General features: G+C 66.7%; 23 protein-coding genes and 1 pseudogene. 6 read left to right on the top strand and 18 right to left on the bottom strand.

Annotation, left to right across the window (positions count from 1 at the left end):
- The first annotated feature begins 49 nt into the window (after positions 1-49).
- The 5 genes from gltB (at position 50) to ACTHN1_RS11830 (ending at position 9,337) form a co-directional block, all read left to right on the top strand.
- Positions 50-4,507, top strand: a complete 4,458-nt coding sequence (gltB, locus tag ACTHN1_RS11850; RefSeq protein ID WP_440471141.1) for a glutamate synthase large subunit — start codon at positions 50-52, stop codon at positions 4,505-4,507.
- A gap of 67 nt (positions 4,508-4,574) precedes the next feature.
- Positions 4,575-6,020 carry an FAD-dependent oxidoreductase gene (locus ACTHN1_RS11845; RefSeq protein ID WP_440471140.1) on the top strand — a complete coding sequence of 482 codons (1,446 nt, stop codon included), beginning with the start codon at positions 4,575-4,577 and terminating at the stop codon, positions 6,018-6,020.
- Positions 6,021-6,150: 130 nt separating this feature from the next.
- Complete coding sequence (locus ACTHN1_RS11840) at positions 6,151-7,026, top strand: methylglyoxal synthase (protein ID WP_440471139.1); 876 nt, start codon at positions 6,151-6,153, stop codon at positions 7,024-7,026.
- A gap of 544 nt (positions 7,027-7,570) precedes the next feature.
- Positions 7,571-8,752 carry a benzoate/H(+) symporter BenE family transporter gene (locus ACTHN1_RS11835; RefSeq protein WP_440471138.1) on the top strand — a complete coding sequence of 394 codons (1,182 nt, stop codon included), beginning with the start codon at positions 7,571-7,573 and terminating at the stop codon, positions 8,750-8,752.
- A 120-nt stretch (positions 8,753-8,872) separates the two neighbouring features.
- Complete coding sequence (locus ACTHN1_RS11830) at positions 8,873-9,337, top strand: PepSY domain-containing protein (protein ID WP_440471137.1); 465 nt, start codon at positions 8,873-8,875, stop codon at positions 9,335-9,337.
- Between the two features lie 142 nt (positions 9,338-9,479).
- Here the strand turns inward: ACTHN1_RS11830 and ACTHN1_RS11825 are convergent, their stop codons facing one another.
- The 15 genes and pseudogenes from ACTHN1_RS11825 to ACTHN1_RS11755 form a co-directional block, all read right to left on the bottom strand.
- Entirely contained in the window at positions 9,480-9,719 is a 240-nt protein-coding gene (locus tag ACTHN1_RS11825) for a hypothetical protein (RefSeq protein WP_440471136.1), read from the bottom strand.
- Between the two features lie 94 nt (positions 9,720-9,813).
- Positions 9,814-11,055, bottom strand: coding sequence for a TCR/Tet family MFS transporter (locus tag ACTHN1_RS11820; protein WP_440471135.1), 1,242 nt, complete (start codon positions 11,053-11,055; stop codon positions 9,814-9,816).
- 49 nt (positions 11,056-11,104) lie between these two features.
- Positions 11,105-13,173: pseudogene (locus ACTHN1_RS11815) on the bottom strand (lytic murein transglycosylase).
- A 195-nt stretch (positions 13,174-13,368) separates the two neighbouring features.
- On the bottom strand, positions 13,369-13,779 hold the full coding sequence (locus tag ACTHN1_RS11810; RefSeq protein WP_440471134.1) for a YchJ family protein: 411 nt from the start codon (positions 13,777-13,779) through the stop codon (positions 13,369-13,371).
- Positions 13,780-13,834: 55 nt separating this feature from the next.
- On the bottom strand, positions 13,835-14,743 hold the full coding sequence (locus tag ACTHN1_RS11805) for a hypothetical protein (protein ID WP_440471133.1): 909 nt from the start codon (positions 14,741-14,743) through the stop codon (positions 13,835-13,837).
- A gap of 198 nt (positions 14,744-14,941) precedes the next feature.
- On the bottom strand, positions 14,942-15,511 hold the full coding sequence (locus ACTHN1_RS11800; protein ID WP_440471132.1) for a hypothetical protein: 570 nt from the start codon (positions 15,509-15,511) through the stop codon (positions 14,942-14,944).
- 123 nt (positions 15,512-15,634) lie between these two features.
- Positions 15,635-16,237 carry a GTP cyclohydrolase I FolE gene (gene folE / locus ACTHN1_RS11795; protein WP_440471131.1) on the bottom strand — a complete coding sequence of 201 codons (603 nt, stop codon included), beginning with the start codon at positions 16,235-16,237 and terminating at the stop codon, positions 15,635-15,637.
- A 189-nt stretch (positions 16,238-16,426) separates the two neighbouring features.
- On the bottom strand, positions 16,427-16,864 hold the full coding sequence (locus tag ACTHN1_RS11790) for a T6SS immunity protein Tdi1 domain-containing protein (RefSeq protein ID WP_440471130.1): 438 nt from the start codon (positions 16,862-16,864) through the stop codon (positions 16,427-16,429).
- Between the two features lie 72 nt (positions 16,865-16,936).
- The gene (locus ACTHN1_RS11785) at positions 16,937-17,224 is read right to left on the bottom strand and encodes a hypothetical protein (protein WP_440471129.1); all 288 of its coding nucleotides are present in this window, start codon (positions 17,222-17,224) and stop codon (positions 16,937-16,939) included.
- Between the two features lie 41 nt (positions 17,225-17,265).
- Complete coding sequence (locus ACTHN1_RS11780; protein WP_440471128.1) at positions 17,266-17,562, bottom strand: Imm8 family immunity protein; 297 nt, start codon at positions 17,560-17,562, stop codon at positions 17,266-17,268.
- Between the two features lie 85 nt (positions 17,563-17,647).
- Positions 17,648-18,196, bottom strand: coding sequence for a YdeI/OmpD-associated family protein (locus ACTHN1_RS11775; protein ID WP_440471127.1), 549 nt, complete (start codon positions 18,194-18,196; stop codon positions 17,648-17,650).
- Positions 18,197-18,256: 60 nt separating this feature from the next.
- Complete coding sequence (locus ACTHN1_RS11770; protein WP_295376250.1) at positions 18,257-18,733, bottom strand: VOC family protein; 477 nt, start codon at positions 18,731-18,733, stop codon at positions 18,257-18,259.
- A 67-nt stretch (positions 18,734-18,800) separates the two neighbouring features.
- Positions 18,801-19,028 carry a hypothetical protein gene (locus tag ACTHN1_RS11765; RefSeq protein WP_440471126.1) on the bottom strand — a complete coding sequence of 76 codons (228 nt, stop codon included), beginning with the start codon at positions 19,026-19,028 and terminating at the stop codon, positions 18,801-18,803.
- 255 nt (positions 19,029-19,283) lie between these two features.
- Positions 19,284-19,931 carry a hypothetical protein gene (locus ACTHN1_RS11760; RefSeq protein WP_440471125.1) on the bottom strand — a complete coding sequence of 216 codons (648 nt, stop codon included), beginning with the start codon at positions 19,929-19,931 and terminating at the stop codon, positions 19,284-19,286.
- A 172-nt stretch (positions 19,932-20,103) separates the two neighbouring features.
- Positions 20,104-20,931 carry a cupin domain-containing protein gene (locus ACTHN1_RS11755; RefSeq protein WP_440471124.1) on the bottom strand — a complete coding sequence of 276 codons (828 nt, stop codon included), beginning with the start codon at positions 20,929-20,931 and terminating at the stop codon, positions 20,104-20,106.
- Positions 20,932-21,057: 126 nt separating this feature from the next.
- Between ACTHN1_RS11755 and ACTHN1_RS11750 the strand changes: the two genes are divergently transcribed.
- A complete protein-coding gene (locus ACTHN1_RS11750; protein WP_440471123.1) occupies positions 21,058-22,008 on the top strand; it encodes an alpha/beta fold hydrolase in 951 nt (316 codons plus the stop codon).
- A 107-nt stretch (positions 22,009-22,115) separates the two neighbouring features.
- Here ACTHN1_RS11750 and ACTHN1_RS11745 read toward each other — a convergent pair whose 3' ends face one another.
- The 3 genes from ACTHN1_RS11745 to ACTHN1_RS11735 all read right to left on the bottom strand — a co-directional run bounded on the left by ACTHN1_RS11745 (position 22,116) and on the right by ACTHN1_RS11735 (position 24,567).
- Complete coding sequence (locus ACTHN1_RS11745; RefSeq protein WP_440471122.1) at positions 22,116-22,478, bottom strand: SymE family type I addiction module toxin; 363 nt, start codon at positions 22,476-22,478, stop codon at positions 22,116-22,118.
- Between the two features lie 409 nt (positions 22,479-22,887).
- Positions 22,888-24,168 carry a hypothetical protein gene (locus ACTHN1_RS11740; protein ID WP_440471121.1) on the bottom strand — a complete coding sequence of 427 codons (1,281 nt, stop codon included), beginning with the start codon at positions 24,166-24,168 and terminating at the stop codon, positions 22,888-22,890.
- Positions 24,169-24,207: 39 nt separating this feature from the next.
- Complete coding sequence (locus ACTHN1_RS11735) at positions 24,208-24,567, bottom strand: hypothetical protein (RefSeq protein WP_440471120.1); 360 nt, start codon at positions 24,565-24,567, stop codon at positions 24,208-24,210.
- Positions 24,568-24,589: the final 22 nt, after the last annotated feature.

Here is a 24,589-nt window from a genome sequence, read left to right as displayed (position 1 = left end):
CGCTGCGGGGCAGGGCACGGTGTCGCCGTCAGCAAAGTTTGAGGCAGAAATGGCCCCTCGCAGTCGCCACGGGCTCTACGACCCGAACGACGAACGCGACGCATGCGGTTTCGGCATGATCGCGCAGTTGGATGACCAGCCGTCACGCGCGCTGGTCGACACCGCCATTGCCGCGCTGTCGCGGATGACCCATCGCGGCGGCGTCGCCGCCGACGGACTCACCGGTGATGGCTGCGGCCTGCTGATCCGGAAACCCGATGCCTTCCTGCATGCGCTGGCCGAGGAAGCCGGCATCACCGTGGGCGCGCGTTTCGCCGCCGGCCTGGTGTTCCTGCCGCATGACGCCGCGCAGGCGGATCGATGTCGCGCCACGCTGGAAGCCGAGTTGCGCCGCGCCGGCGTGAGTCCGCGCGGCTGGCGCGTGCCGCCGACCGACGACAGCGTGTGCGGCGTGCTGGCCAAGGAAACCCTGCCGCGCATCGAACAGATCTTCGTCGATGCCGGCGATCACCAGGACGACGACGCCTTCGGGTTGGCGCTGTTCCTGTCCCGCCGCCGCAGCGAGCAGCAGCTGCGCGCCGACATCCCCGATTTCTACGTGGTCACCCTGGCCCAGCACGCCATCGGCTACAAGGGCATGGTGCTGCCGGACAAGCTGCCGATCTTCTATCCGGATCTGCAGCGCAGCGATCTGGCCAGCAGCGCGGTGGTGTTCCACCAGCGCTTCTCCACCAACACCCTGCCGCGCTGGCCGCTGGCGCACCCGTTCCGCCTGCTGGCGCACAACGGCGAAATCAACACCATCGAAGGCAACCGCCGCTGGGCGCAGGCGCGCAGCAAGGTGTGGAAGACGCCGCGCTTCGACATCGCCGAGTTCGATCCGGTCATCTCCATGCACGGCTCCGATTCGCAGAGCCTGGACAACATGCTGGAGCTGCTGGTGGCCGGCGGCATGGATCTGCTGCAGGCGCTGCGCATCCTGGTGCCGCCGGCGACCCAGTCGCTGGAGTTCAAGGATGCCGACCTGGCCGCGTTCTACGAGTTCTATGGCCTCAACACCGAGCCGTGGGACGGCCCCGCCGGCATCGTCGCCTGCGACGGCCGCTACGCCGCGTGCATGCTGGATCGCAACGGCCTGCGCCCGGCGCGCTGGATGCTGACCAGCGATCGCCATTTCCTGGTCGCTTCCGAAGCCGGCGTGTGGGAAGTGCCGGCCGAGCGCGTCACCCGCAAGGGCAAGCTCGGTCCCGGCGAGATGATGGCCATCGATCTGAAGCGCGGCGACCTGCTCGACAGCGAGGCGGTGGATCGCATCAACCGTGGACGCGCGCCGTACAAGCAGTGGCTGCACCACGGCGTCACCTACCTGCAGACCGAACTGATCGATCCGTCGCTGACCGACGCGCCGTTCGACGAGAAGACCCTGCGCGGCTTCCACAAGCTGTTCCAGCTGACCAGCGAGGAAGTGGAGCAGGTGCTGCGTCCGCTCGCCGAGACCGAGCAGGAAGCCACCGGATCGATGGGCGACGACACCCCGATGGCGGTGCTGAGCCGGCAGACCCGGCCGTTGTACGACTATTTCCGCCAGGGCTTCGCCCAGGTCACCAATCCGCCCATCGATCCGCTGCGCGAAGACTGCGTGATGTCGCTGGCGACCCAGCTCGGCAAGGAGACCAACATCTTCCACGCCGGCCCGGAGACGGTGAACCACGTCATCCTGAATTCGCCGGTGCTCAGCCAGCGCAAGCTGCGCCAGCTGCTGAAGATGGATCCGTACGACCAGAAGCACCGCTACATCGATCTGTCCTACAGCGTCGAGGAAGGGCTGAAGGCGGCCATCGAGCGCATCTGCGCCGAGGTCGAACAGGCCGCGCGCGAAGGCATGGTCATGGTGGTGCTGAGCGATCGCCGGCCGCAGCAGGGCCGGCCGATGGTGCACGCGCTGATGGCGACCGGCGCGGTCCACCATCATCTGTGCCGCGAAGGCCTGCGCTGCGACGTCAACCTGATCATCGAGACCGGCACCGCGCGCGACGCGCACCACATCGCCTGCCTGATCGGTTACGGCGCCACCGCGGTGTATCCGTACCTGGCCTACCAGACCCTGTTCGACCTGGGCCGGCGCGGCATCCTGCAGCTGAAGAAGGGCGGCGAGCAGGCCCAGATTGGCCGCAGCTACCGCAAGGGCATCTACAAGGGCCTGTCCAAGATCATCTCCAAGATGGGCATCTGCACCATCAGCAGCTACCGCGGCGCGCAGCTGTTCGAGATCGTCGGCCTGGAGCCGGAGGTGGTCGAGCTGTGCTTCGCCGACACGCCCGCGCGCATCGGCGGGGTCGGCTTCGCGCGCCTGGACGCCGAGGCGCGCGAACTGGAGTCGCGTGGCTGGAACGATCGCGCGCAGCCGGAAATCGGCGGCCTGCTCAAGTACGTCCACGGCGGCGAGTACCACATGTACAACCCGGACGTGGTGACGACGCTGCAACGCGCCACCCGCACCGGCGACGTCGCCGACTGGCGGAAATACGCTGACGCGGTGAACTCGCGTCCGCCTTCGGCGCTGCGCGATCTGCTGGCGCTCAAGCGCGCGGAAACGCCGACGCCGCTGTCCGAGGTCGCCGACGCCGGCGATCTGCTGCGTCGCTTCGACACCGCCGCGATCAGCCTGGGCGCGCTGTCGCCGGAAGCGCACGAGGCGCTGGCGATCGCGATGAACCGCCTGGGCGGGCGCAGCAACTCCGGTGAAGGCGGCGAGGATCCGGCCCGCTACGGCACCGAGAAGCGCAGCAAGATCAAGCAGGTCGCCTCCGGCCGCTTCGGCGTCACGCCCGAGTACCTGGTCAATGCCGAAGTGCTGCAGATCAAGGTCGCCCAGGGCGCCAAGCCCGGTGAAGGCGGCCAGCTGCCCGGCCACAAGGTCAACGAACTGATCGCCCGCCTGCGCTACGCGCGCCCGGGCATCGGCCTGATCTCGCCGCCGCCGCACCACGACATCTACTCCATCGAGGATCTGGCCCAGCTGATCTACGACCTCAAGCAGGTCAATCCGCAGGCGCTGGTATCGGTGAAGCTGGTCTCGCACGCGGGCGTCGGCACGATCGCCGCCGGCGTGGTCAAGGCCGGCGCGGATCTCATCACCATCTCCGGCCACGACGGCGGCACCGGCGCCAGCCCGATCAGTTCGATCCGCTACGCCGGCGTGCCGTGGGAACTGGGCGTGGCCGAAGCCCACCAGGCGCTGGTCACCAACCAGCTGCGCGATCGCACCGTGCTGCAGACCGACGGCGGCCTGAAGACCGGCCTGGACGTGGTCAAGGCGGCGCTGCTGGGCGCGGACAGCTTCGGCTTCGGCACCGGCCCGATGATCGTGCTGGGCTGCAAGTACCTGCGCATCTGCCACCTCAACAACTGCGCCACCGGCGTGGCCACCCAGGACGAGCGCCTGCGCGCGCAGTACTTCACCGGCCTGCCGGAACGGGTGGAGAACTTCTTCCGCCTGCTCAGCGAGGAAGTGCGCCAATGGCTGTCCTACCTGGGCGCGCGTTCGCTGGACGAAATCGTGGGCCGCACCGATCTGCTGGAACAGATCGACGTCTCGCCGCGCGATGGCGTGCGCGTTGACCTGAGCCGCCTGCTGCAGGGCGCGCAGACCGGCAGCGAAAGCTGCGCCGCGCAGCGCCTGTACGAATCGCCGGACAGCCTGGCCACCCAGCTCGATGGCCTGCTGGCCGAGCCGATCCGGCGCAAGGCCGGTGGCGATCACCGCTTCCTGATCCACAACACCGATCGCTCGATCGGCACCCGCCTGTCCGGTGCCATCGCCCGCGCCCACGGCAACCAGGGCATGGCCGACGCGCCGTTGAACCTGCGCTTCCGCGGCAGCGCTGGGCAGAGCTTCGGCGCGTTCAACGCCGGCGGCCTGCACATGGAACTGGAAGGCGAAGCCAACGACTACGTCGGCAAGGGCATGGCCGGCGGCCGGCTGGTGGTGCGCCCGCCACGCGGCGCGCGCTTCGAGGCGCGCAACACGCCGATTCTCGGCAACACCTGCCTGTACGGCGCCACCGGCGGTGAACTGTTTGCCGCCGGTCGCGCGGGCGAGCGCTTCGCGGTGCGCAACTCCGGCGCGCTGGCGGTCATCGAGGGCGCCGGCGATCACTGCTGCGAGTACATGACCGACGGCATCGTGATGGTGCTGGGCCGGGTGGGCCTGAACTTCGGCGCCGGCTTCACCGGTGGCCTGGCCTACGTGCTGGATCTGGATCGCGATTTCGTCGACCGCTACAACCACGAACTGATCGACATCCACCGGATCTCGCCGGAGGGCTTCGAGAGCCACCGCCAGCACCTGCACAAGCTGATCCAGCGCCACCGCGAACTCACCGGCAGCATCTGGGCGCAGCAGATCCTGGACGAGTTCCGCGACTACGTCGGCAAGTTCTGGCTGGTCAAGCCGAAGGCGGCGAGCCTGGAATCGTTGACCGATTCGCTGCGCAGGGCCGCGTGATGGATTGCCGGAGCGCCTCCTTCCCCTCCTTCCCCCGCATGCGGGGGAAGGCGTCGAGAATCCAACCATGAGCAAGAAGCACGTCTTCCAATTCCTCGAACTGCCGCGGACCATGCCGCAGCGCATTCCGCTGGAACTGCGCACCTCCGGTGACTGGGGCGAGCTGTACGGCAAGTTCGACAAGCCCGAGGCGCAGTACCAGGCCGGCCGCTGCCTGGATTGCGGCAATCCGTATTGCAGCTGGAAGTGCCCGGTCCACAACGCGATTCCGCAGTGGCTGCAACTGGTGCAGGAAAACCGCATCGAGGAAGCCGCGGCGCTGTGCCATTCGACCAACCCGCTGCCGGAAGTGTGCGGCCGGGTGTGTCCGCAGGATCGCCTGTGCGAGGGCGCGTGCACGCTGGAGGAATTCGGTGCGGTCACCATCGGCGCAGTCGAGAAGTTCATCACCGACACCGCGCTGGCCAACGGCTGGCGTCCGGACCTGAGCGACGTCAAGCCCACCGGCAAGCGGGTCGCGGTGATCGGCGCGGGACCGGCCGGCATCGGCTGCGCGGATCGGCTGGCGCGCGCCGGCATCCACGCGGTGGTGTATGACCGCTATGAACAGATCGGCGGCCTGCTGCAGTTCGGCATCCCCACCTTCAAGCTGGAGAAAAGCGTCATCGCCCGCCGCCGCGAGGTGCTCGAAGGCATGGGCATCGAGTTCCGCCTGGGCGTGGAAGTGGGCCGCGACGTGAGCCTGGAGGAACTGCTGGCCGACTACGACGCGGTGTTCCTCGGCACCGGCGCCTACCGCTACACCGACGGCGGCCTGGAAGGACAGGATCTGGACGGCGTGCTGCCGGCGCTGCCGTTCCTGGTGCAGAACGGCCGCATCGTCGGCGGCAACGATCCCTGGGGCCGGCCAATCGCCGGCTGGGAAGACAAGCTCGCGCTGCCGGATCTGGCCGGCAAGCGGGTGGTGGTGCTGGGTGGCGGCGACACCGGCATGGACTGCGTGCGCAGCGCGATCCGACTGGGCGCGGCCAAGGTCACCTGCGCCTATCGCCGCGACGAAGCCAACATGCCCGGCTCGGCGCGTGAAGTCGCCAACGCGCGCGAGGAAGGCGTGCGCTTCCTGTTCAACCGCCAGCCGCTGGCGGTCGTCGGCGATGCCGGGGGCCAGGTCACCGGCGTGCGGGTGGTGGAAACCCGCCTGGGCGAGCCCGATGAACGCGGCCGGCAGAACGCCGTGCCGATCGAAGGCAGCGAATCGCTGCTGGAAGCGGACGTGGTGATCATCGCCTTCGGCTTCTCGCCCAGCGTGCCCGGGTGGCTGGCCGCGCAGGGCGTGGAGGGCACGCCGAATGGCCGCATCGTCGCCGGTGGCGGCGATCGCCTGCCGTTCCAGACCACGAACCCCAAGCTGTTCGCCGGCGGCGACGCGGTGCGCGGCGCGGATCTGGTGGTCACCGCGGTGGCCGAGGGCCGGGACGCGGCGGCGAGCATCGCGGAGATGCTCGCGGACTGATTCACCGCATCGACGTCCCGCATACGACTGCGGGCGTCGGTGGACTGGTATGGCAATGGTGGGCCGAAGCCCACCTGTGCCGCGCACGCCGGATCGCTAGACTAGCGCTTTCCCCTTCGACGCCCCGTCCATGCGCCTGGGTCTTGCCGCCAACCGCCTGCACCATCACAACGAAGACGCCGCGCTGTTCCGCTGGCTGCGCGCCTGCGAATCCGGCATCCGCGAGCTGGGACTTGGCCTGCACGCGGTGGGGCGCACCCACGACGCCATCGTCGCCGCCGGCATGCTGGCCAACTATCCGCACCTGCGCCGGCTGCCCTACGGCCGCGAGGGCGGCCTGATGAAGCTGGTGGCGGAAGTGGTCGGACTGGAAGGCGCCGAGCGCAATCTCGACGGTGCGATCTACCTGATCGATCCGGTCGATCCTTCGTCCATCTTTCCCGAAGCCGTCGCGCTGAAGCGCCAGTGCGTGATCCATGGCAAGCCGTTTTTGTCGACCGTCGCCTCGGCGCGCGACTGGGTGGAGATGGAGCGCATCCATGCCGGCTTCGCACCGGATCCCGGTGCGGATCGCTTCCACGCGCTGGAGCGGCAGACCCTGGCGCTGATCGCGCACGATGCGATGAAGCCGCAGATGCTGGCCTTCGCCGCCGAGCATTTCGATCTGCTCTCGCGCTTCGCCCACCGCGTCGCCACCGGCACCACCGGCCAGCGCCTCAACGAACTGGCCTGGAGCCGCGGCTGGCCGCAGGACCGGATCTGGGCCGAGCGTTACCAGAGCGGCCCGATGGGCGGCGACGCGCAGATCGCCGATCGCGTGCTGGAGCGGCGTTGCCAGCGGGTGATCTTCTTCGAGGATCCGCACGTGGCGCGCCAGCACGAAGCCGACATCCAGTTGCTGGAGCGCGCGGTCACCACCGTCACCGACGATGCGGTGTGCATGACCTCGCCTGTGGTCGCGCGGCGCTGGCTGGCGGCGGTGGGGTTGCGGGCGTCGCGGGGTTGAGAGGGTCTGGAGGTTGTCGGGTGTGAGTGACGCGATGGATGGGGGGTGGCATGTGGCTTTTCTGTCGCGCCGAAGGCGCCCCCAATCCCCGCCTTCCCCCGCGAGCGGGGAAGAGGCCACAGCCGGAGCGTCGCTGCATCCAGTGCGCTGACAGATCAGGTCACCGGCGCATCCCGTCGATGAATCCGTCGGCGCGCGCACACAGCTCCTTTCCCTCGCGAGCGGCGGAAGAGGCCAAAGCCGGAGCGTCGCTGTATCCAGTGCGCGGACAGATCAGGCCACCGGCGCATCCCGTCGATGAATCCGTCAGCGCGCACACACAGTCCCCTCCTCCGCCTGCGGGGGAGGGTTGGGGTGGGGGCCAACCGGAGAAACCCCGCGCCATGACAACAAGCTCCCGGCCATCACCGCCGTCTCCCATCACACCGATGACGGCCACCGGAATCCGGCATTCCATGCGCGCCATCACCCGCAGCCGCGCCACGCACTTTCTGCGCCCGCATCCGTAAGCGACAATCACCCAGTTCCGTCGAGCGGCATCTCCATGTCCAACGCATCCCCGCCGCGCGCCCTGCTGCGCGATCTGTCCCTGTCCGCCATCGCCGCCGGCTTCGTCACCGTGCTGGTCGGTTTCGCCAGTTCGGCGGTCATCGTGTTCCAGGCGGCGCAGTCGCTGGGTGCGTCGCCGGAGCAGATCAGTTCCTGGATGTGGGCGCTCGGCTTGGGCATGGGCCTGACCTGCATCGGTCTGTCGCTGCGCTATCGCATGCCGGTGGTGACTGCGTGGTCCACGCCCGGCGCGGCCATGCTGATCAGCAGCGCGGCGGGCCTGCCGCTGTCCGACGCCATCGGCGCCTTCATGATCTCGGCGGCGCTGATCGCCGCCTGCGGCTTCTCGGGCGTGTTCGAGAAAACCATCAGCCGGATCCCGGTGTCGCTGGCCTCGGGCATGCTGGCCGGCGTGCTGCTGCGTTTCGGCCTGGACGCCTTCGTCGCCATGAAGACCCAGCTGGGCATGGCGCTGACCATGTTCGTGGTCTACCTGCTCGCACGCCGGCTGTTGCCGCGTTACGCGGTCATCCTGACCCTGCTGGTCGGCATCGCCTTCGCGGCCGGACTCGGCCAGTTGAAGACCGACGACTTGCACTGGGAACTGGCGAAGCCGATCTTCCTGTTCCCCAGCTTCTCGTTGCCGGCGCTGTTCGGCATCGCCCTGCCGTTGTTCGTGGTGACGATGGCTTCGCAGAACGTGCCCGGCGTGGCGGTGATCCGCGCTTCCGGCTACGCGATCCCGATTTCGCCCGCGGTGGGCTGGACCGGTGTTGCCAATCTGCTGCTGGCGCCGTTCGGCGCGTTCGCGCTCAACCTGGCCGCGATCACCGCCGCGATCTGCATGGGTCGCGAGGCCCACGAGGATCCGGATCGCCGTTACGTCGCGGCGATCGCGGCCGGCGTGTTCTACGTGCTGGTCGGCATCTTCGGCGCCACCGTCGCCGCGCTGTTCGCCGCGTTCCCCAAGGAACTGATCATGGCGATTGCCGGCATCGCCCTGCTCGGCACGATCGGCAACAGCCTGTCGGCGGCGCTGCGCGAGGAATCGCATCGCGAACCGGCGCTGATCACCTTCCTGGTGACGGCCTCGGGCCTGACCATCGCCGGCATCGGTTCGGCGTTCTGGGGATTGATCGCCGGCGTGGTGACGCTGCTGATCTGGCGGCGCGGATAGAACGTCGCGCTCACGCGGTTTTCATTTCGCCGAACGGTTCACGCCGTCTTTCCAGCGGGTTCATCCGCCGGTGAAGTGGGCGGCGGCAGGATCGGGTTCCTCCCGACACAGGAGCGAACCATGCAGACGCTTTCCTTCATCCGCCCTTCCCGCAAACCCGGGCTGCTGGCGCTGGCGCTGATCGCCACTCCGGTGCTCGCGCAGGCCCAGGCGCAGGATCCCGCCAAGGCGGCGATGACCGAACCGCAGGTGCGCGCGCTGCTGACCGAGAAGGGCTACACCCGCATGGACGATCTCGATTTCGAGGACGGCATGTGGGAGACCGATGCCACCAGCGCGGACGGCAATCGCGTCGATGTGCGCGTGAATCCGGCCAACGGCGACATCAAGGCCGAGACACTGGTGTCGAACTTCAGCGAGAACGACATCAAGGCCAGGCTGGCCGCCGCCGGTTACTCCAAGGTCCATGACGTCGATTTCGACGACGGCATGTGGAAGGCCGAGGCCGAGCGCGCCGACGGCAACGATGTCGAGGTGCATCTGGACGCGACCACCGGCGCGATCGTCCACGTCGAAAACGATTGACGCGGCACCGCCGGCCCGCGCGCCGGACGAATGAAGTCTCTCTCCCGGCCGGGGCGCGATCGGCGGTGAAGGGAGGTGGCCTCCGGCCCGTGCGCCGGCAGGCCGCCTCCCGGCGCGGAAGACGGCCGCCGGGCCGCGGTCCTCAGTCGTCCTTCTTTTTCTTTGCCCCGCTCAGATCCAGCGGCTGGCTGCTCTTGTCGTCCTGCGACCAGCGCGCGCCGCTGGAGCGTTCGCAATCCTTGGACACCGGATCATTCGGATTGTCCGGGCGACTGGCGCACAGCGGATTCGCATCCACCGCCGCATTGGTGTCGTAGTAATCGGGCTGGCTGGCGCAGCCGGCCAGCACCACGGCAAAGCCCAACAGCATCGTCTTTCGCATGGGAAACCTCGCGTCTCGTGTTTCGCGCGAGCATCGCCCAGCCGAGGCACGGCGAACAGTGCCGGAGGTTGAGTCCCCCCGGCCGGCCGACGGATCAGGCGTGTGCCACCGGCGCCGGGCGGGCGAAGCGCCAGCCCACCAGCAGGCCGATGAACAGCAGCAGCGAAGCCAGCATCCACGGCGCGCCCGGCAGGTGCGCCGGCGCGTTCTTGCCGATGAACAGGGCGAAGGTGCTGGCGTACATCATCGGGCCGATGACGCCGGCCAGGCTGACCAGGCTCATCAGCGCGCCCTGGATGCGGCCCTGCACTTCCGGCCCGACCTGGCGCGTGATCAGCGCCTGGGTGGCCGGTCCCGCCAGTCCCCACAGCGCGCTGATCGGCAGGCCGGCGAGGAAGATCCAGCCCACGTCGGCCAGGCCGTAGATGAAGAAGCCGGCCACGCCGCAGGCCAGGCCGAACAGCAATGTGCGGCGTTCGCCCAGTTTGGGCACCACCCGGCCTACCAGTCCCGCCTGCACGATCACGCTGAACACGCCAACCAGAGCCAGCACCATACCCACCTGATCCTCATCCCAGCGATATTGGTATTCGGCGAACAACACGAATACGCTCGGATAGACGTAGTGCGCGAGGTTGGCAATCAGTACCACCGCCGCCAGACCGAACACCTGCGGATAGCGCCCCAACAGGAACAGCGAGCCCACGGGATTGGCATGCGACCAGTCGAAACGCGGCGTGCGCTTTTCCTTCGGCAGCGATTCCGGCAGCACGAACCAGCCGTACAGGAAATTCAGCAGCGCCAGCCCGGCCGAGAACCAGAACGGTGCGCGCGGATCGATCTTGCTCAACTGTCCGCCCAGCAGCGGACCGAGAATGAAACCCAGGCCAAACGCCGCGCCGATCATGCCGAACGCCTGCGCGCGCTTCTCCGGTGGGGTGATGTCGGCGATGTAGGCGTTGGCAGTGGTGAAGCTGGCCGAGAACACGCCCGAGAAGATGCGCGCGATCAGCAGCCACGGCAGCGACTGCGCCAGCGCCATCAGCAGGAAGTCCACGCCCAGTCCGAAGCACGACAGCAGGATCACCGGCCGGCGGCCGAAGCGATCCGACAGCGCGCCCTGGATCGGTGAGCAGACGAACTGGATGATCGCGAACAGGGTGCCGAAGATGCCGACCCACCAGGCCGCCTTGGCGAAGTCGCCGCCGACGAACTCGCGCACCAGGCCGGGCAGCACGGGGATGATCACGCCGAACGACAGGATGTCGATCAGGACGGTGACGAAAATGAAGATCAGCGCGGCGCGGCGGCCGCTGACGGGCGGGGCTTCGGTCACGGGATACGCACGGCGGAAAAAAGGTGCCGCAGTGTAGTGGATCTCCCGTCTACAAAGGTGAGACGGACAGGCGCTGCCCCAATCGATGTTCCGCGCCCGGGACCAGCCGGACGACGTCCTCGCCCGCGTTGGCGGTTTCCACGCACAGGAATTCCCGCCACCCCCGCGGCGGCATGTCGGCGATGGCGGCGGCGCCGGTTTCGCCCGGATTCCAGATCACCAGTGATCGACTCCCGCGCGTCTCCACGGTGATGCGGCGCCGGCCGACCGGATCGGTCAGGACGAACCGGCTGCCCGCGTCCTCGTAGATGCGATCGCTGCGGCCGGGATCGCGCGGCTCGTCCAGCCGCCAGTCGCCGGCCTGCGCGTGCCGGCCGCCCTCCAGCTTGTCGGCATAGCGCAGGCCGTCCACGCCGGAAACCGACACCTGCTCCACGTCGCCCACCGCGAAATAGCTGTGCAGCGCCTGGGTGAACGCGATCCCGGCGTCACCGGCATGGGTGGTGATGAGCGTCTGCTCCAGCGCGGCGCCGATGCGCAGCCGCTGGCGCAACCGCAGTGGCGTGCGCGGATCCGGCGGCAGCGCCAGATCCAGCACCACCGCGTCTTCTTCCTCCATCGCGTCGACGAACTGCCACGCCGTGATGCGCGCGTGGCCGTGCTGCGGCGCATCGGCGGGTTGGCCATCGCGGCCGAAGTACGGCCAGCACACCGGCACCCCGCCGCGTATCGCCTGCGGCGGACGGCGGCTGGTCGGCGAGCACCACAGCACCTCGTCGAAGCCGGTCGGCCGCCAGGCCAGCAATTGTCCGCCGTGGACACTGATCGCCGCGCGCGCGGCGGGCGTGTCGATGCACCAGGCGGGAATGTCGTTGAAATCGCCGGAACGGACGGAGGCGGACGTCGAGGTCATGGTGGACTCTTCGGAAGCGCGACCGGCGGGCCGGCGCGCTCGAGGGCGGTGAGGATCTTCAGCCCCGCGCGGCCATCGGCGGGCAGCAGGCCCAGGGTCTGCTGCTCGGCCTGGATGGCGCGACGGGTATTGGCGCCGATCATGCCATCGGCCGCGCCAATCGCGTGGCCCCGGGCCAGCAACAGCGCCTGCAGCTGTCGGCGCTGCGCGCGCGACAGACCGGGATCATCGGTGGGCCAGGGCGTCCGCAAGCCGGCGCCGCCGCGCAGGCGGTCGGACAGCAGCGCGATGGCCAGCGCATAGCTCTCGGCGGCGTTGTAGGCATAGATCGCGTCGTAGTTGCGGAACACCAGGAACGCCGGTCCCCGCGCGCCGGTCGGCAGCAGCAGCGCCGACGGCGTGTCGGCGGCGGCCAGTGGCGCGCCGTCCGCGCGCACGACGCCGCGCGCCAGCCAATCCGAGAGGGGGCGCCGTTTAGTGCGCCCCGCCAGCGTCGTGTCGAAGCCCGGCGGCAGCGTCACCTCGTAGCCCCAGGGCTCGCCGCCGACCCAGCCGGCGCGTTGCAGATAGGCGGCGGTGGACGCCAGCGCATCGGGAATGCTGCCGACCAGATCGCGGCGACCATCGCCATCCTGATCCACCGCGATGCGCGCATAGGTCGAGGGCATGAACTGGGTATGCCCGAACGCGCCGGCCCAGGAGCCGGTCAGATCCGGATCCCGCAGATCGCCGGCGTGCAGCAGACCGAGCAGCGACAGGAACTCGCCACGGAAGAACGCCTGCCGGCGCCCGAAGCAGGACAGCGTGGACAGCGAAACCAGCAGCGGGCGCTTGCCGGAGACCCGGCCGTAGTCGCTTTCCACGCCCCACACCGCCACCACCGTCGCCGGATCCACGCCGGACTGCATGGCGACCGTCGCCAGCAGATCCCGATGGGCATCGAGCTGCTTCCTGCCATCGGCCACCCGTTCGTCGTCGACCAGTCCGGCCAGGTAATCCCACAACGGCGTGGTGAACTCGGGCTGCGCGTCCAGCAGATCCAGCACCGACAGGTCGGGCACCAGGTTGGCCGTCAGCCGATCGTAAGCATCGGCGGGTATGCCGCGCGCGGCGGCCTGCGGGCGGATCTTCGCCAGGCAGGCATCGAACACCGGATCGCGCCGCACCGGAACCGGCGCGGACTCCGGCGACAAGGGCGCCGGCATCGACTGCGCCGGCGGGGGCGCTGGTGGCGGTGGTGGAATCGGCGGCGGATCCTGCGGCGCCAGCAGCGCCCACAACAGCAGCGGTTTCATCGGATGGCCTCCCTGGCCGGCGGGGGATTCCTACTCTGCCCTGCCCGCCGTGGATTCGCGACCACATGCCTGAACGGCTCGCCGTGCGGAACCGCGGACGTCGACTCAGCGGTGATCGCCGTCCACGTAGTACCAGCGGCCATCGCGCCGCACGAAGCGGCTGAGTTCATGCAGCCGCACCGCCGAGCCGCCACCCACGCGGTAGCGTGCGATGAACCCGACCTCGGCGGTGCTTTCCCCGGCCGCGTTCCCGCCGGTGAGGCGATGCCGCTTCACCGTCAGGCCCAGCCATTGCGTGCGCGTATCGCCGGGTGGGTCCAGTCCGAGGGCCGCCGGGCAGGTCGCCGGATCCCAGCTCGCGCGCAGATAGGCTTCGTCGCCAAGCACGAACGCACTGTAGCGCGAACGCATCAGCGCTTCGGCATCGGGCGCGGCTTCACCGGCGTGATAACGACCGCAGCAGGCGGTGTAGGCGGTGGGGGCACCGCAGGGGCAGGCATCGGGAACGGATTTCATCCGAGTCATCATCGCAGCGGCGCGGTTTTCCTGCACGCGCCGCCGACGTCCCGCCCTACCTTGCCAGCGCCGGGTTCTGCGCGATGGCGCACTCGCGCAGACGGGCGGCGTTGGCTTCGTCGCCCGCGTCTTCCAGCAGATCCGCCAGCTCCATCTGCGCCGCCGGGTCGCCACGCCATGCCGCGTGCCGGCGCAGGCCCTCGAGCAATGCGCCGCCGTCACCGGCCGCGCCGTCGTATCCGGTCGTCGCCGCCAGCAGCGTGCCGAGCTTGTTGTAGCCGGCGGGAATCTCCCGCTTCAACAACCAGGCCACGATCACCTGGGCCGACTCGAAATCCTCGTCTTCCAGCATCGCGTCGAACAGCCCGGCGGCGGCGCGCCAGTTGCCGTCACGCGCGGCCTGCGCATACGCGGCGACCGCATCCGGCTCGCCATCCCGCATGGCCCGGCGCGGCAGGGTCTCCTGCGAGGGCGCGGCGGCCACGGCGGGCTTCAGCCGGCCGCAGGAAAACGCGTCCGGATCCGCACGCCCCGCGTCCGTTGCAAGCCAGCGCCAATGCTCGGCCAGCGCGGCCTCGAGGATGCGCGGCACCCGCTTGGTGCCGACCCGCTCACTCGCCCAGGCGACGCGCGTCTCGCGGATCTGCTGGCGCTCGGCCTCCTCCCGTCCGGAGGCCTCCGCCTGCTCGCGCTGCCATGCCGAATCCTCGCGCGGCCCCATCGTCACGCAGCTTTCGAACTGGACCGCCGGCAACTGCCAGCAACGCGCGGGGACCGTCACCGGGAAGCGGCCCCACAGCATTTCCAGCAGATAGTCCTCGCGGTCCCCCATCGGCGCCACCGCGACCCGTGCGGCCTCGTCACTGAGGCCCTCGCGGACCACCGTGCCATCCGGAAGCAGCCATTGATAGGGCTCCTCGACCAGGCGCGCCTCCAGTTGCAGATAGGGTCCGTCGGCGGCCATCGCGGCCCCCGCCCAGCACAACAAAGTCAGCCCACAGGCGCGCAGGCGTCGGGCGCATCGCGGATCGGCATGACGCAATGGCATCGACATTCCCTGAAAACAAAGCGCCATTTTGCGGGCGCCGCGCCGACTCGGGGCTATACGACCTTCAGTGTCATGCCCCGCATGTCAGAACCATCCACGCGGGGACGGGCGCGCTCAGCCGTCGTAGGAACGGCAACCCCAGCGGAAGGCATAGGCCGCGGCTTCGATGCCGCGGCCAATCACCAGGCGCGGCGCGGTTTCGTCCACGCCCGGACGCGGCGGCATGGCGCGGCTGTACAGCACGTCCAGTTCGCCGAAGCCATCGGCCGCCGCCTGATCCGGCGCATGCGGCGTGGCCTGCATGCGGCGGACAAAATCGTCCATGTCGCCACGCGCCTGCGCGATCACCACCAGGCCGCTGTCGCCGCGCACGACGATGGCGGGAATCTCGGTGCCGTCGATTTTCAGCGGCTGCGGAAACCGGTACAGCAGATCGATGATCTCGCCGGGCGCGCGATCCGTGAACGCGACGCCGGCCGCGCGCAGGCGTTCGGCCATCGCCGGTTCGCGCCCATCCGGAAAATCGCCGCGGCAATGCAGCGCGTCGGCGAACAGCTTCGTTACATCCGGCGGCGGTCCGGCCGAGTCCACCGGCTCGGGTGAAGCGGGGGAGGCGCACGCCGCCAGCAGCACCGGCAGCAGGCCGGCCAACAGGCGCAGGCGAATGGATGGGGAATGGGTCATGCGACGGCCCTCCGATGGCGTGGCGTGCGGGTCAGGTTTCCGCATTCTGCGACAGCGCCGCGCCCGCGAGAACCCGTCCTGGCCCGCCGCCGATGCCTCCGCGCACCGCCGGCCAGCCGGAATTCAGCGGCGGCCGCCGGTCTCGATGAAGCGCAGGAACTCGGCGCGGGTGCGCGCGTCCTCGCGGAACTCGCCCAGCATCTTGGAGGTGATCATGCTGACCCCGCGCTTGTGCACGCCGCGGGTGGTCATGCACTCGTGCGCGCCGTCGATCACCACGCCCACGCCGCGCGGCTGCAGCACGTCCTGGATGCACTGCGCGATCTGCGCGGTCAGCTTCTCCTGCACCTGGAAGCGGCGCGCGTACACGTCCACCACCCGCGCCAGCTTGCTGATGCCCACCACCTTGCCGTTGGGCAGGTAGCCCACGTGCGCCTTGCCGATGATCGGCGCCATGTGGTGCTCGCAATGGCTTTCGAATTCGATATCGCGCAGCACGATCATCTCGTCGTAGCCGGCCACTTCCTCGAAGGTGCGCGCCAGGTATTCGCGCGGATCCATCCGGTAACCGCTGAACCAGTCGCGATACGCCTTGGCCACCCGCTTCGGGGTATCCAGCAATCCTTCGCGCGCCGGATCCTCGCCGGCCCACTCCAGCAGCACGCGGACCGCGTCTTCGGCCTGCTCCTGGCTGACCTTGCCGGGCTTGTCGTCGGAATGGCTCATGGCATCTGGACCTGCTTGCGGGGGTGGAGATCCTACCGCATTGGGGCGGATTCCGTTTCTCGCAGCCTGACGATGCGAAATGAACAAATGTCCTCAGCCAATGACCTGGACTGAAGGCGCCTGTGTACGAGTTTGCTCTTGTAGGAGCGACATAAGGCGCGACCGGAAATCCAAGCCCGTTCCAGACCGCTAAGGCTCCACGGAAAGCCGAACCCTGGAACCATCCGGAAGCTTCGCTATTTCCTTTGCAAGGTGACCCGATGCGGCGATCAACTCACCCAATGAAATGAGCGCGATATTCGAGGCGTCGTACGGGCCTCCCAGTACACCCGGAACTTTCAGGCAGTACTTGTAGCCGGGACGAAGCAAACCCAGGCTCGCCTTGGCTTGCGCCACCAACTCGGCCATGTACCAGTCGGTCAGAAATTCCTGATCGTGCGCAAGTGCGTCCAATTGGCCCCTGTCGTCGGCCACCACCTCGCATTGAAGATCTTCCGGGCACAAGCGCCAGTAGCGACCATCCTCATCTTCCACGATGAGGTTTCCGAAGTCGTTTTCTCCTACCACGGAGTGCGGTTTCAAGCCCGTCCAGCCCCAGGCGTCACGGATGCTAGCTATCAATAGCATGCGTGGTCTCGCGTCATCCAAGGGCTCCGATGGATGGTTCCCCAGTTGCTGATTTCCACTGAAACCGAACCATCAGCCATCCCCTCTACCGGAACCCCGTTGAACAAACGGGAATGGCAACTCACGCAGGCCGATATCCGGCATCCGTTCCAGCGCCCGCATTTCCAACCTTTCCCATGAGTCCTGAAGGTCTTCCTCTGTCAACGATGGCATCCGCCAGACCTCGTAGTAGTCGATGAAATCATCCAACTCCTCATCGAACCGGGAGTGGAAGAGAAAGGTCTCATCACCATGCCGGGCCACCATCATTCGTGGGACGTCCCAGAAGTCCCTATAACCAATCACTGACCAGTCTGGCATGGAAACTCTCCTATATAGCCTTTCTGAACTAAGACGACCGCCTATCTGCAGGTGTATTTCTCCCAATCCATGAACTCATGGATCTGCCTGGCGACCTCTTCCCAGGAGTCACCGCGAATGGAAGAAAGAAGGTTATCGAGATAGTTATCTACCAATACCCACGCAAATTCCTGAAGTATCAGCTGGTCCTTGCCCCAGCCCGTGTACCGGCATCTCGTCAACGCCGCAGGCGTCACTACGGAGAACCGGAAATTATCACCCTGTGATGCATCCATTCCGATTTTCGCGGTGAACGATAGCTCACAGTCCTTTACGTCCGCTGGCAGCTGGGGACGCATCAAGGACCGGCAGGAGAGTTCAATCAGTTTCGGGGTTCGCATTCTGGCGTTCGAGTGGCAAGTCTTGTTCCCGGTAAAGCCAAACCTACTCCGCCGCCTCCGGCGCACAGAACGCGTTGCTGTAAATCCCCGACCGGTCAAAACAGCAGGCGCGGCGCTTGCCCGATTCCAGCTGGCTACACGCGGTGGCGATCCGCTTCACGCGGGTTTCGGCCTTCTTGCCGGAGGTCATCCACTGGATCCAGTCGCGGCGCGCGACCGGAGTGAGGGTGTCCCACTGCGCCTTGGCGGCCGGATGTTCGGACAGCGCCTTGCGGATGTCGGGCGGGACCTTGGGCTCGGGTTCCACCGCCACCGGCGCCATTTCCAGCGTCACGGTGTCGCCCACCGACACGCCGGCGGTTTCGCGCAGTTTCTTCTCGACCTTGAGCCAGTGACCGCCCTGCCCATCCGGCTCCAGCGTGGCCCGGAAGGCGTGTCCGTCCAGCGTGCCGTCCACGGTGACCTGGCTGCGCGTGGGCAGCTTGGCGCTGGCCTCGGCAGGCAGCACCAGGAAGCTCCATGCCGCGCCCTTCGGCTCCGCCGGCCGGGACAGCTTCGCCTTGAATCTGACCGTGTCGGTGGCTTTGCTCATGGGCGCGAACGATAGCACTGGCCGAAGGCGGGGAGGAGAAGCGATGTACGGGCGGAACGGTCAGCCCGCCACCGCCTTCTCCAGCGCAGCGATGTCGATCTTCTTCATCTCCATCATCGCCTTGAACGCGCGCTCAGCCTGCTCGCCACCGCCGCTCACCAGTTCCATCAGCCGACGCGGCGTGATCTGCCAGCACAGGCCGAAGCGATCCTTGCACCAGCCGCACATGATCTCCTGGCCGCCATTCTCGGTGATGGCCTTCCAGTAGCGATCGGTTTCCGCCTGATCCTCGGTGGAGACCTGGAAGCTCATCGCATCGCTGAAGGTGAACGACGCGCCGCCATTCAACAGCAGGAAGGGCTTGCCCAGGATCGTCATCTCGATGGTCAGCACGCCGCCCTGCTTGCCGTCCGGATAGTCGCCGGGCGCACGGTTGATCTTGTCGATGCGGGTATCGGCGAAGGTATCCGCGTAGAAACTGGCGGCTTCCTCGGCGTTGCCATCAAAGCAGAGACAGGGCTGGATGCGCGGGATCATGGCGGGCCTCGTGAGTCGGGTTCCGGAGGGGGAGCGTACTGCCGTGATGTTGGACTGGCGTGAACGCTCAGGGACGCTCAGCCGCGCCCGTCAGCGCTTCACTGACAAGCCGCTGCAACAACCCGCCGGACGCAGCCTTCATGTCTTCCGCAATTGCCGGCCGCTGCCGCTCCAGCCTTGAATAGAACGGCGACCGGCGGCCTTCCTTCGCAAGCGAACGCAATTCGTCCGGGGAAAGATGCGCCGCGTATGCCTTGGCAAGATTGGCATCCCACTCGGCCTGATACTTGGGCACCACTGGCGTATCCGCGCTTTGACGGCGGTCGGTGACACAGTGGCATAAGTATGGGTGGAGGCCGCCACGTCATTCGCCATCTGTTCCAGGTTGGCGCCCATTCTGAAGTTTCGGACCAGATCGGCGGCGGGGTCGCTTGACGATAGCGACGGAGAGGACGGCGCGGACGAGGTCGCGGCGGATGGGGTTTCCTGGCCGCATCCCGTCAACGCGAGCATCAAGCAGGCAATCAATACGCGCATGCGGTTTTCAGTTTCAACCCGCCGGCACCGGCATCAACAGGTTGACCACGCCCTTGCCGGCCGCCTTGGCGGCGCTGCCGGCGAAGTCCTCGGCGAGCTTCTTCAGTTTGTCGGCGCGCTTCCTGTCGTCCCGGATCTTTTCGGCGGCGGCGTAGTCCGCGCGCAGGGTGTCCACGGACTTGGCGTCGAACAGCGAGGACAGCACGTCGAACAGCGCGCTGGCGGACAGGCGCAGGATTTCGGTGTTGAACGGGTGGTCGAAGATCTGGCGGTTGATCTTCAACTGGCCCTGCAACCAGTACTTGACCAGCGCGTCCTCGATGATCAGGCAGATCTTGTCGTGCTCCAGCTCGAAGGTCGCGGTGGAGAGCGAATACAGCAGGCGTGCCCTGGCCATGTCTTCGACGGAGGTGAAACTGGCGCCGAACTTCAGCGCGGCCTCGTAGCGCAGTTTCTTCACCTTGGCCACCGGCGTGCGCAGGCGCTCGCTGATGGTCTGGTTGCTGTAGGCCGACAGCGGACCGCTGCCGTTATGACCATGCCGGTCCAGCAGCCACATCACCAGCGCGTCGATATCCGACTTGGTCATCGACCCCAGGCCCAGTTTCAGATAGGCCTCCAGGAATTCCTTGCCGAACGCCCCGCTGCTGTCCGTCGCCATGTCCCCTCCGTTGATTGAATGCGGGTCGGGTGTCCCCACACCCGATCGCCGTCGCGCAGCATGCCACGCCCGACGGTGATCTGCCGATCCTCGCCGGTGGCCAAGCCGCATCGCTGCCGCCGGCAACCCGGGCACAGCGACTGTCGGTCGGCTTGTCGTGGCACCCGCCGTATCAGCTCGACGCCTGCACCCGCTTCCACTCACGCGGCGCCAGCCCCACGTGCGCCTTGAAGGCGCGCGACAGCGCGGCTTCGCTGCCGTAGCCGACGTCGGCGGCCACGACTTTCAGCGGGCGATCCTGGCGCAGGGCCTGTTGCGCCAGGCTGACCCGCCAGCCCTGCAGGTACTGGCCGGGGGTGATGCCCAGCGTTTCGCGGAAGGCGCCGGCGAACACGCTGCGCGACATGCCGGCGGTCGCGGCCAGATCGTCCAGCGTCCATTCCCGGGCCGGCGACTCGTGCATGGCCACCAGGGCGTGGCGCAGTCGCGGGTGCGACATGCCCGCCAGCATGCCGCCGCGCACTTCGCCGCGTTCCATCAGCTGGCGCAGGATGAGCACCATCAGCGCCTCGAACAGGCGGTTGACCAAGGCATGGCGTCCGCAACGCTGCGCGAACGCCTCGTCGAACAGCAGATCCAGCACCGGCGGAGCGCCGTCGATCGCGTCGAGCGGCAGGCAGATGAATTCCGGCAGCGAGGCCGCGATGGGATTGCTCGCGCCGCCGTCGAAACGCACGTTGGCGCAGGTCATATCCGCACCGCGCACCGGATCGGTGACGAAGCGGTGCGACATCGGCCGCGGGTACAGCAGCAGGCTGGGCACCTCCACGCAGTGCGAGGCATTGCCGTGGAAGACCTCCACCGCGCCGTGCCTGATCAGGTGCAGCTGGCCCAGGCCGGCCTCGGCCTCCAGCAGATTGACGCCACACAGGGCGCCGGCCTGGAACACCTGGGCGGTGACGGAGAAGCGCTCCAGCAGGGCGGCGAGTCGGTCGGACATCAGGACGCTCGGTTAAGTTTTAAGGACGGTACGTAGCCAATCGTATCGCCCCGGCGCGCAAAGTACACCTCGCCCACCGGCACGGCCCCCGCGCCGCCCACCACCCTCCATCCAAGGATTCCACCCATGAACACGCTCACCCGCTCCGTCGCCGTCGCCCTGCTCGCCTTCGCCGCCCAGACCGGCGCCACCGCCCAGGCCGCCCAATCCCCGCAGGCGCCCACCGCCCTGGGCGCCACCGTCAGCGGCAGCTACGTCACCACCCGCGACGGCGTGCAGCTGTACTACAAGGACTGGGGCCCGAAGGACGGCCCGGTCGTCACCTTCAGCCACGGCTGGCCGCTCAGCTCGGACAGCTGGGAATCGCAGATGCTGTTCCTGGCTTCCAAGGGCTACCGCGTGGTCGCCCACGACCGCCGCGGCCACGGCCGCTCCAGCCAGCCGTGGGACGGCAACGACATGGACCACTACGCCGACGACCTGGCCGCGGTCATCGAAGCGCTGGACCTGAAGGACGTCACCCTGGTCGGGTTCTCCACCGGCGGCGGCGAAGTGGCCCGCTACATCGGCCGCCATGGCACCGCGCGGGTCAAGAAGGCCGTGCTGGTCAGCGCCGTGCCCCCGCTGATGCTCAAGACCGCCGACAACCCGGGCGGCCTGCCGGCCGAAGTGTTCGACGGCCTGCGCAAGGGCTCGCTGGACAACCGCGCGCAGCTGTACACCGATATCGCCTCCGGCCCGTTCTTCAACTTCAACCGTCCGGGCCAGAAGCCGAACGCCGCGCTGATCCAGTCGTTCGTCGCCCAAGGCCTGCAGGCCGGCCACAAGAACACGTATGACTCCATCGCCGCGTTCTCCGCCACCGACTTCCGTGCCGACCTGAAGAAGTTCGACGTGCCCACGCTGGTGATCCACGGCGACGACGACCAGATCGTCCCCATCGACGCCTCGGGCAAGGCCTCGGCCGCGCTGATCAAGGGCGCACAGCTCATCGTCTACAAGGGCGCCCCGCACGGCCTGGCGGATACCCACAAGGATCGCCTCAACCAGGATCTGCTGGACTTCCTGAGCAAGTAAGCCCGCCGCATGGCAACGGGCCCGGGCAGTGATGTCCGGGCCTGTTGTTTTTGTGGGTGGTGATATCGGGTTCGGTCAGCGATGTCGCGCCGGCATGGCGTCAATCATCAAGCGCTTCTGCGCCGACTCACCAGCAACACGCCACGCCCGACCGTCACCTGCAAATCGTCACCAACCGCGAAGCCGCATTGCTCCAACCAGCGGCCGGACAGGCGCAGCTTGGGCACGGCGCGGCTGACGACCTGCTCGTCGCGGCGTTCGTCGTAGTACTGGAAACCCATCGTGCAGCGATGCGGGATGCGGAAGCGGCGGCGGTGCGGGCGTGGGGGCTTTGCGGGCGGCAGCGGTTCGGGTGGCGCGGCTTCCGTGGCGGGCGGATCTTCCGCGATGGTCCAAACGCAGCGGGCGCGACGGGGTTTGCGGGGAGACTTGGACGCGGCAGTGCGCGCCGGTGACTTGCGACGGGTCATGTGGGATTCCTTGTGTTGACTGGAATCCGCCGCTCCCGCTGCTAAACGAAGGCGACGGACGGTACGCGGTTAGCAGACCGGCCACAAGGAACCGGCAGACCTCGCGGTCTCCGCGCACCGCCCGCCATGAAACGGGCATGCTTCCATGCGTCGATGGCGGCGCATGAAAAAAGCGCCGGTCATCGGTCGATGGGCGCTGGTGCGCCTTGTGAGTCGGGCTGCTAAACCCGGCTGCCGGATTCAGGGCAGCGGGGGAATGGTGCTATGGAGAGAGGGTGGCGTCAAATGACTTTGGAGCGCTCCGCAGCATGACGGCTATCGGCCAGAAGCGAACATGAGTACCAGGTCTGTCGCTGCACTGGTGGAGCGGCAGGCTCCCAACTTGCTTGCTGCTGGTCAGCATGCAGAGCTACCAGTCCATATTCGCTGCGTTGTCGAACTCGCGAGCCAGATTCTCAATGAATTCCTCCATAGCCTCCTCAGAGACCATTGCATTTTTGTAGGTGCCATCTTCAGCAAAAGTTAGGATGCTAGGAAGATCGCTAAGGATATGGTGTTTGGCGGGTGCGCGCGCACCCGACCACAAGTGCGCGATAAACGACTCTATCTCCGTGATCGCCCACCGCTCATTAAAGGCTCGCTTTCCTGTAAGGGAGTATCGGTGCCGCTGATCGTCAGTGAGCAACAATGGAACAGCCCCTGCACCAGAGTGGAAGAGAAACGCCTCGCCTCGCTTTCCAAACGAGCCATGTGCCATAAAGTTGCGAATCTGAGCCCTCAAATCTAGAAGCACTTCATAGTGATTTTTCGTGGCCTTCTCATTGACATCCAGCGCAGCCTTGAACTTCGCCTTCCAGTCCGCCCCAGCTAATTTGGCAACATCGTCGCCTGTGCGAGCTCGCCCTTGAAGGATGGCAAGGTGAATGAATACGTGCTCAGTCCAGCTAAAGAACGCTTCGACTGCCGCTTGCGCATTCCAGTCTGCTTCCCTGAGCAACGCTAAGGATGGAAACGAAACGTTCGTTAGTGTCATTCCATCATCGAGCACATCTCTCTTGATTTGATGCTCAAATTTCCGCCCATCTTCCTCTGTAGACAGTGCTTTGAAGCGATCACGGAAGTACTCATAGCGTTCGAAGAGAGAAGACCCCTTATTCAAAACATTAAGCTGCGTGCCCGAGGCTGCTTTTTTGACACGCCAATCGAAATATGGACCGGCCGCATCAACTGCCTTCGTTATAAGCGCAGTTATGTCTTTGGCATCAGCCTCCTGGTCTTCAGTTGGCTTCCCGCTCATTCGTGCATCGGGGTCTAGACTCGGCGCAAACACGCCAAGTCCCATCTTGCGATGCTCTACTCCATACAGCCGACCTCGATATCTCACTGGAACGGTCCACGCGCTCTTCTCCGACTTCCCCATATGAGGAAATTCAAGGAAATCTACAAGGAGAAAGTAGACAAGGAAGTACGACGGCAAGTCACGCCCCGCTTCTGTCCGTGAGGAAAGCCATAGCGTCCTCGAGTCATTCTCAAACAACGGCGGCCTAACGGGACGAAGATCCCCAAGCGCTTTGAGCGCTGCCTCTCGCGCCGAATTCACCAGCGGTGGCATCGGTGTTTCACGCTGAGCATCGTTCGTTGGCATCTCTTGATGCGCCTCTGATCTGATCATGGCAACTGGCACCTTCATTCGGCCATTTGGCGAATGCGCGCCAGCATAAATAGACTGTCAAAATGCATCTGGCCCGAATAGGTATTCCAAAAGGCGCATTGAATGATTAACGTCGTCATGGCGCAGCTCGTAATGCGCCAGTGACCGAAAGTTACGGCGCGTATCCATTACCAAGGCTTGCGGAATCAAGAACACGCGCGAGACGTCTAAAGCGACCACTCCTTCGTAGTTATGTAAGGATACGAGGGCGAGGATTTCGTAATGCTCGGGAAGGCGTCGATCTTGCGAGATACGACGAGTTGAGGTCTTCACTTGTAGAGTGCGAACTGTGCGACGACGGAATGCAACGAGATCATTGCCCGTGTCTTTAATAGGCGGCGCGGCTTGAACCCCAAATTGCAGCAACCGCAGCTGCACGAGTATTTCGCCGATAGTGCCT

Source organism: Pseudoxanthomonas sp. (genome assembly GCF_051953815.1).
Taxonomy (GTDB): Bacteria; Pseudomonadota; Gammaproteobacteria; order Xanthomonadales; family Xanthomonadaceae; genus Pseudoxanthomonas_A.
Note: the sequence above shows the minus strand (reverse complement) of the source record. Positions and strands in the feature narration are given on the sequence as shown.

What these genes read in the sequence shown, in the direction of transcription:
- gltB (WP_440471141.1), top strand. Translation starts at nt 50, where the DNA reads ATGGCCCCTCGCAGTCGCCACGGGCTCTACGACCCGAACGACGAACGC.
- ACTHN1_RS11845 (WP_440471140.1), top strand. Translation starts at nt 4,575, where the DNA reads ATGAGCAAGAAGCACGTCTTCCAATTCCTCGAACTGCCGCGGACCATG.
- ACTHN1_RS11840 (WP_440471139.1), top strand. Translation starts at nt 6,151, where the DNA reads ATGCGCCTGGGTCTTGCCGCCAACCGCCTGCACCATCACAACGAAGAC.
- ACTHN1_RS11835 (WP_440471138.1), top strand. Translation starts at nt 7,571, where the DNA reads ATGTCCAACGCATCCCCGCCGCGCGCCCTGCTGCGCGATCTGTCCCTG.
- ACTHN1_RS11830 (WP_440471137.1), top strand. Translation starts at nt 8,873, where the DNA reads ATGCAGACGCTTTCCTTCATCCGCCCTTCCCGCAAACCCGGGCTGCTG.
- ACTHN1_RS11825 (WP_440471136.1), bottom strand. Translation starts at nt 9,719, where the DNA reads ATGCGAAAGACGATGCTGTTGGGCTTTGCCGTGGTGCTGGCCGGCTGC.
- ACTHN1_RS11810 (WP_440471134.1), bottom strand. Translation starts at nt 13,779, where the DNA reads ATGAAATCCGTTCCCGATGCCTGCCCCTGCGGTGCCCCCACCGCCTAC.
- ACTHN1_RS11805 (WP_440471133.1), bottom strand. Translation starts at nt 14,743, where the DNA reads ATGGCCGCCGACGGACCCTATCTGCAACTGGAGGCGCGCCTGGTCGAG.
- ACTHN1_RS11800 (WP_440471132.1), bottom strand. Translation starts at nt 15,511, where the DNA reads ATGACCCATTCCCCATCCATTCGCCTGCGCCTGTTGGCCGGCCTGCTG.
- folE (WP_440471131.1), bottom strand. Translation starts at nt 16,237, where the DNA reads ATGAGCCATTCCGACGACAAGCCCGGCAAGGTCAGCCAGGAGCAGGCC.
- ACTHN1_RS11790 (WP_440471130.1), bottom strand. Translation starts at nt 16,864, where the DNA reads ATGCTATTGATAGCTAGCATCCGTGACGCCTGGGGCTGGACGGGCTTG.
- ACTHN1_RS11785 (WP_440471129.1), bottom strand. Translation starts at nt 17,224, where the DNA reads ATGCCAGACTGGTCAGTGATTGGTTATAGGGACTTCTGGGACGTCCCA.
- ACTHN1_RS11780 (WP_440471128.1), bottom strand. Translation starts at nt 17,562, where the DNA reads ATGCGTCCCCAGCTGCCAGCGGACGTAAAGGACTGTGAGCTATCGTTC.
- ACTHN1_RS11775 (WP_440471127.1), bottom strand. Translation starts at nt 18,196, where the DNA reads ATGAGCAAAGCCACCGACACGGTCAGATTCAAGGCGAAGCTGTCCCGG.
- ACTHN1_RS11770 (WP_295376250.1), bottom strand. Translation starts at nt 18,733, where the DNA reads ATGATCCCGCGCATCCAGCCCTGTCTCTGCTTTGATGGCAACGCCGAG.
- ACTHN1_RS11760 (WP_440471125.1), bottom strand. Translation starts at nt 19,931, where the DNA reads ATGGCGACGGACAGCAGCGGGGCGTTCGGCAAGGAATTCCTGGAGGCC.
- ACTHN1_RS11755 (WP_440471124.1), bottom strand. Translation starts at nt 20,931, where the DNA reads ATGTCCGACCGACTCGCCGCCCTGCTGGAGCGCTTCTCCGTCACCGCC.
- ACTHN1_RS11750 (WP_440471123.1), top strand. Translation starts at nt 21,058, where the DNA reads ATGAACACGCTCACCCGCTCCGTCGCCGTCGCCCTGCTCGCCTTCGCC.
- ACTHN1_RS11745 (WP_440471122.1), bottom strand. Translation starts at nt 22,478, where the DNA reads ATGACCCGTCGCAAGTCACCGGCGCGCACTGCCGCGTCCAAGTCTCCC.
- ACTHN1_RS11740 (WP_440471121.1), bottom strand. Translation starts at nt 24,168, where the DNA reads ATGAAGGTGCCAGTTGCCATGATCAGATCAGAGGCGCATCAAGAGATG.